Here is a 7,601-nt window from a genome sequence, read left to right as displayed (position 1 = left end):
AAAAAAGCAATGAAGAAATCGCTGTAATAGGTTATTCGTGCCGCTTCCCAGGTGACGCTTGGAATCCTGAAGGATTCTGGCATGTATTGGCTAACGGGTTAGATACCGTCGCAGAAATCAAATCAGATCGGTTTGATTATCGTCTCTACTACAGCGATAACCCTGACGAAGAAGGGAAAATGATAACCAAAAACGCATCACTTTTGCGTGATAATATAAAAGAATTTGATAATATTCATTTCGGCTTATCCGCCATAGAGGCTGCCTCAATAGATCCGCAGCACAGGCTCTTATTAGAGGTCAGCTGGGAGGCTATGGAGAATGCAGCTCTGAATATAGAAATGCTGAAAGGAAGTAAGACAGGTGTATTTATCGGAATCAGTTCTTGTGAATATGCCAATGCCGAATTGTATTCAGGCGATGCGACCGATATAACGCCTTACTCTATGGTGGGAGCCTCACTTGGATCGGCAGCAGGAAGAGTATCGTACTTTTATGATTTCAAAGGACCTGCGGTGACTTGTGATACGGCTTGTTCGTCTTCCATTTCAGCATTGAATATGGCCGTAGACAGTTTGAGGAATAACCAATGCAACATGGCCATTGTTGGAGGCGCTAATCTAATACTCACACCAGAGACATTTATAGGACTATCAAAATTCAATGGGTTAAGTAAGGATGGAAAATGCAAGGCTTTTGATCATGAGGCAGATGGTTTTGGAAGAGGAGAGGGCTGCGGTGTCATTATACTGAAAAGGTTAAATGATGCTAAACATGCAGGCAATGAAGTCGCAGCACTGGTAAAGGGTATCGCGATCGGACAGGATGGTAAGTCAAATGGCTTTACAGCTCCGAATGGATTGTCTCAACAAAGAGTAATCAACCAGGCACTTCATAATGCGAAAGTAACAGCGGATGATATCGATTATATTGAGACGCATGGAACGGGAACTGCATTAGGTGATCTGATTGAAGTCGAAGCTCTTTCAGAGGTTTTTAAGAGTAAAAAAGACAATATTCTGATCGGATCTGTTAAACCTAATGTTGGACATTTAGAAGCTGCTGCTGGGATGGCCGGACTGATTAAAGTTATTTCTTCTCTTGAAAACAAAAAACTCCTGCCCAACATTTATCATAAGAACCCCAACAAGAACATTTCATGGGATAAGGTAAGAATCGCGGATAAGCTTATGGACTGGCATAAGCCTGACGGGGTTAGAAGAGCAGGTATCAGTTCATTTGGGTTTAGTGGAACCTTGGCGCATGTCATCCTTGAAGAGCCTCCTCAAGACAAGGGGGAACAATTGGACGAATTACCGAGTCATCTATTGACCTTATCAGCAAAAAATGAAAAGGCTCTAAAAGAGTATGTAAGCTCCATCAAGAAACAGTTGTTACAGGATGAAAGCTCCATAAGAGATATCACGTATACGTCAAACATTAGCCGTTCGTTCTTGAACTACAGATTCTCAGCAGTTGGCAAAAGCAAAGAGGATCTGTTAGCTAATATGGATCAGGTACTAAACAATACCGACAACGAGATTTTGATCCAAAAAAGTACGGGTAACAATAAAAAATAGCCTTTTTATTTACAGGCCAAGGTTCAATCTACGAAGGCATTGCTAAAGAGTTTTACACAACATCACGTATATTCAGAGAAACGATGAATCTGTGTAATGAAAAGTTTAAAGCAATACTGGGCCTATCGATACTTGATGGAATTTATGGGGATGATGCAACGCTGCTTAGTAGACCGCTATATTCACAAGCGATTATATTCTCCATTGAGTACGCGTTAACCAAACTTTGGGATAGCTTAGGTGTTAAACCAACCATTGTCATTGGTCATAGTATCGGTGAATATGCTGCAGCATGCTATGCAGGACTAATAAGCTTGGATGATGTCATCCTGATGATTGCCCAGCGTGGAAGAATGATGGAGTCCATTGATGTGGAAGGCAAGATGGTCGTCATCCTTACGAATGTGGAGTACGTAAGAGCTGCATTGGAGGAAAGCGGATGCAAAAATGTTTCGATTGCTGCAATAAACGCACCTGACAATGTTACGATATCGGGCCGAAGTAATGAGGTAGATATCGTTATTGATACCCTGATAGCCAAACACAGAGTCTTTTATAATAAGCTCAAAATTCCTCATCCCTACCACTCCTCGCTGATGAAGGATTATGAAAACATGTATGAGAATAGCATTGGCGATATTGCATTTTCCAATCTACAGATAGCGATGATATCCAGCATTACCGGTAAACTGGAAAACGAGGAGTTACTAGGTGACAGAAAGTACTGGGTGGAGCATCTATCCAAAACGGTTGATTTCCAGAGTGCCGTTCTAGAAGCAAAACGACTTGGTGTGGATATCTTTATTGAAATTGGGGGAGACGCAACCCTGAGGGGGCTGGCTAACCAATGCATTAATGATAACGACATCCTGTTCATATCTTCCATGAGAAGAGAAGCGGAAGACTATACCCAATTCTTTAACTCCGTTTCTGATCTGTTTATGAACGGAATGGATCTAGATTGGAATTCATTCTATAAATCCTACAGCAAAAAAAGAGTAATGCTTCCAAATTATCCATTTCAAAAGAAGGAGCTCTGGAAAGAGGTAAAAAGAATGGATCGTAATGCAGGTGATAAAGAGAAAGCAACGGAATTAGTCATGGAGATAAAAGAACTTCCTCAAATTTTACAACAAACGCAGCTTTCACTTTCACAAACGTCTCAAAATAGTACCAGTAATTTGAAATCTAACTATAAGGAGAAAGTTAAATCAGAATTAAAAGAAATCATAAAAGTGCTGACCGGGTTAAAAGTCGAAGAAATCGAAGATGACCTGAACCTGCTTACACTTGGTTTTGATTCTCTAGTGCTGATACAGCTCAATAAACAAATTACGAATAAATTTAACATTTCAATCACATTAAATGAGTTTTTTATTAACCTGGATACAGTTGAAAAGATAACCGAGCATATCAGCAAGCACGTTGATTGGCCGACAGACGATAACCAAACTATTTCAGAACCTGTGAACGATGAGAATCTGAATACAATATCGGATGCCGAGCCAGTACATAGCTTAACAGCGACGAGTAAGGATCAAAGTTCCCCGTTGAGTGCGCTTGATGACATGGGTGCGATACAGAATATCTTTACGAAGCAAATGGAAATTATGGAGGAACAGCTTGGTATTTTAAAGAATCTAACGAATCTAACGAATCTAACGAATCTAAGTAATGTAAGCACTCCTCAATTGACAGATCACAAGCTGTCAAGCGTAAAGCATGATCAGGTCAGTGTGAGCATCCCGAAAGCAGCCTCACTGACGGCAGATACAAAAAGCTACTATGTTCCCTACAAAAAACTGGATTTAATCGATAATGAGAATTTTAATGATTTACAGTTAACCTATATTCGGAACATAGAGAAAAAATATACACGCTATTCCCAAAAGTCTAAAGAGAATATTCAAAGATATAGAAAGGTATATGCCAATAATCGAAATGTAGCGGGATTTAGACCTGTCATGAAAGAAATGATATATCAGATTGTCGCTGAAACCGGGCAAGGGGCAAAGCTTCGCGACATAGATGGAAATAACATCATTGATTTAACGATGGGCTTTGGTGTTAACCTGCTTGGCCATAACCCGAGCTTTATCGATAAAGCATTAAGGGATGAACTCGATAGAGGAATGCCTCTGGGTCCAATGGGAAGGCTGGCGGGTACCGTTGCAGAACAGATAAGTCAGCTCACAGGCGTGGAGAGAGTGGCCTTTTATAACTCAGGAACAGAAGCCAATATGGTGGCTGTACGAATAGCTCGTGCAAGTACAGGCAAGAAGAAGATTGTAACTTTTGCAGGCTCCTATCATGGTACCTTTGATGGCTTGCTTGGATTATCTTCCATTGGGAATGATGGCAGCCTGACGACGATCCCTTTAGCGCCAGGAATTATGGATAGCATAGTAAGTGACTTAGTGGTACTGAATTACAATCAAGAGGCTTCATTAGAATATATAAGAAATCACGCAAATGATATAGCTGGTGTCTTAGTTGAGACCGTTCAAAGCAGAAAACCTGATGTTCAGCCCAAGGAGTTCCTTAAGAAATTGAGGAAAATCACGGAAGAGAATGATATTGCACTCATATTCGATGAGATCATTACTGGTTTTAGAATCTGTGCAGGCGGAGCTCAAGAGTATTTTGGCATCAAGGCAGATATCGTAACCTATGGCAAGGTCATTGGTGGTGGAATGCCTATCGGGGTGGTATCTGGTAAGTCAGAGTTTCTGGACTGTATCGATGGGGGCATGTGGAGCTATGGTGATACATCGGTTCCGCCTTGTGAGGAGAAACGAACATTTGTAGCAGGGACTTTCTCTCACCATCCATTGGCCATGGCTGCGGCTCATGCTTCATTGACCTATATCACAGAGAACAAGGACACGCTTTACGACAGGCTGAATAAAAAAACGAATGATTTTGTGAATCGGGTAAACGCTTATTTTGAGGCTAATCAAGTCCCAATAAAAGCAGTTAACTTCGGTTCATTATTCAGATTTGTGTTTCGAGGAGATTTTGAAATATTCTTCTTTGGTTTATTGGAGAAAGGGGTTTATGTCTGGGAAGGACGGAATTGCTTCTTTTCTACCGAGCATTCGGATGAAGATATCGAGTATATATTTAATGCCATAAAAATGACTATTGAAGAGATGAGTCAAGCTGGCTATTTGGGTAAATCCCCCTTGAGCCAATGTACAATCGAACAGGTTAGTCCCACCAAAATGGAAGTACGGCAGCCCGTTGTGCCCATGTCATTAATCCAACAACGACTATATACGTTAAGTTCAATCAGCAAAAATGATCCATACAACATGGTGAACGTATTAAAGGTCAAAGGGATGCTGGATCGTCATAAATTTGAGAGTATCTTTAATGAAGTCATTAATCGTCATGAGAGCTTGCGAACGCGCTTATTTGTTGAGGATGGGGAATTTAAACAGGAGATACTTGAGCATGTGGACTTTAAGATCGACGTAGTCAAAAAGGACATCCAAGAGAATATAGAGGATTTAATTGAAAAATTAGTTACACCATTTGATCTATCAGAAGCTCCTTTGTTTAAGGTCATTTTGATCAATGAGGCAGACAATGAGGGCACGCTAATTTTTAATTTTCATCATTCGATAGCAGATGGAATTTCGATGAACATATTTGTGAAAGAATTTATGCAATTGTATGCAAATGAACGTCTTCTACCGGTAGACAAGCAGTATAGAGATTTTGTGGAATGGGAAACTCAGTACATGCTGTCGAACGAGAAGAAGCAAAGTGAACAATACTGGCTAAGCAAGTTATCGGGAGATATGAATGCACTGAAGTTGCCAATCGATTTTCCGGTAGGGGTAGAGTCAGATTTTACGGCAAATACAGTCCATATGAAGCTTGGTTCAGAATTGGTTCACGATTTGAAATTAGTATCTAAGCGCTATAAGTGCTCATTGTTTATGTTATTAGCTGCAGGATTTAATCTTTTGCTTAAAAAACTGACTGGAAATGATGACATATGTATAGGCACCCCTGTGACGAATCGAGCAGATGGAGCTTTTAATGAAAGTATCGGTATGTTCACGAACACGATTGTCCTTAAAAACAATCTATCGGATGATAAGACATTCAATGACTTTGTAAAAGAAGTAAACAAAATTGTTTAGAAGCTTATTCCCATATGTATTATCCGTACAACTTTCTGGCAAGTCTCATTAAAAAAGCGAATAATAGTAGAGAAGGCTTCCTTAATGTCAGGTTTGTCTATGAAAAAACGGATGAACGAGTATTAACGATAGATAACTTAGAGATTGCAGCATATGACTATAAGATCAAATTATCTGATTTTGATTTTGTCATTGAAATTCTTGAGGAAAATGGCTTATTTCATATTGGCATGACTTATAAAACAAGCCTATTTAAAGAAGAGACTATCGAAAAATGGGGCCAATACTATAAGAGCATCTTAGAGTTTATTACCCATAACGATAATAACGACAACTCTATTCTTAAACTCAAGGATTTTGCGGGCATCGAACTAGACGAAACAGACAAGCCTATTTCGGACGGACAACCAGATCGTGATGCATTACCAGTGCTTACAGATCGTGTCGGCACAGGTTTAAGCTATGAGGCTCCGCGTAATGAAATAGAAGAGGTGCTTGCTAAAGTTTGGGAGAAAACTTTGGACTCAAATCCAATTGGCATTAACGATGACTTCTTTCAAATGGGTGGAGATTCAATTAAAGCTATTCAGCTTATATCGCGTGCCAGAGCAAAAGGATACAGCTTTGACGTTGATCATTTATACAAAAACCCAACGATTAAGCAGCTAGTAAAATTTGTAGAGCAGCAGCACACCAAGCATGGTCAGGAACCGTTAGCTGGAGAAGTTAAATTAACGCCCATCCAAAGGTTGTACTTTGAACAAAAAGGTAAGGATCAATATCACTGGGGCCAGGCGAAGATGTTATATAAGGCCGAGGGCTTTAAGGTTAACATCATAAAGGAAGTGTTTAATAAATTACTCGCTCACCATGATGCATTAAGAATGGTGTATAAGAATGATAACGGCAATGTCGTTCAAATCAATCGAGGTATCGAACAAAGTCTGTATGACTTGAATGTATATGAGAATGTATCAGATCAAGAAGTTACAGCAAAATGCATGGAGCTTCAAAGCCACATTGATCTTGAAGAAGGGCCGTTGGTTAAACTGGGCTTATTCAAAATGAACGCAGGGGACAAATTATTAATTGTTATTCATGGGCTTGTAATCGATGAGGTATCTTGGGGAATTGTGCTAGAAGATTTCGCAAACGCTTACATGCAAATGGAAAAGGGATTAAACATCGTTTTTGCTGAGAAAACGATATCCTTCAAGGAATGGTCTGACAAACTGAATGAATATGAAAACTCCTACAGTGTGAAGAGACAGGCTGAATATTGGAAAAGCTTATATGACACAGACATCAAAAAATTGCCAAGGGAGAGAGGTAAACTTGCATGGAATTGAACAAACAAGTTCAAGAGCTTGGTGTACAAGTTACCGGAGATTTACTGGAACAGATCAATAAAGCATACCACACAAATTTCCTTGATATTTTATTAGCTGCCTTAGCCCTGACGATTCGTGACTGGACAAAAGAAGAGAATACATTGATTAGCTTGATTGGCCAGGGTAGGGAAGAATGGTTACGGCCTATGGATATTAGCAGAACCGTAGGGAGTTTCCGTACACAATTTCCAGTCGTTCTTAAAGCTTACGATGATCTCGGTGATACGATCAAACATACGAAAGACATGCTGCGACAAATTCCGAATCAGGGAAGGTTCTATGAAATCATCAAGTATGTGTCCAACGCAGACTTGAACCATGTAGAACCTGAAATTAGATTCAATTATGTATGTAAAATAGATCAGGATACAAGAGAAAATGGACTCGAAATCACGAATCTTGGTTACGGAGACTACTCCTCCAAGCCTCTTATAAGCACACATTGTCTGGATATCGAAGCCATACTCATTGCAGAC

Annotated in this window: 3 protein-coding genes and 1 pseudogene; all 4 read left to right on the top strand. The window is 39.9% G+C overall.

Annotation, left to right across the window (positions count from 1 at the left end; translation table 11 throughout):
- The coding region (locus AZ66_RS24370) for a type I polyketide synthase (protein ID WP_231587028.1) at window positions 1–1,580 on the top strand (1,580 nt) is incomplete at its 5' end.
- Window positions 1,577–6,003: pseudogene (locus AZ66_RS24365) on the top strand (aminotransferase class III-fold pyridoxal phosphate-dependent enzyme); the annotation flags it as partial. The gene AZ66_RS24370 and the pseudogene AZ66_RS24365, both read left to right, overlap by 4 nt.
- A gap of 159 nt (window positions 6,004–6,162) precedes the next feature.
- On the top strand, window positions 6,163–7,083 hold the full coding sequence (locus AZ66_RS24360) for a condensation domain-containing protein (protein ID WP_442950319.1): 921 nt from the start codon (window positions 6,163–6,165) through the stop codon (window positions 7,081–7,083).
- On the top strand, window positions 7,074–7,601 hold a 528-nt coding region (locus AZ66_RS33425; RefSeq protein ID WP_044357235.1), incomplete at its 3' end, for a condensation domain-containing protein. The genes AZ66_RS24360 and AZ66_RS33425, both read left to right, overlap by 10 nt.

The organism is Paenibacillus sp. E194, assembly GCF_000935845.1.
Lineage (GTDB): Bacteria > Bacillota > Bacilli > Paenibacillales > Paenibacillaceae > Paenibacillus_B > Paenibacillus_B alvei_B.
This window is presented reverse-complemented; position numbering and strand designations above follow the sequence as displayed.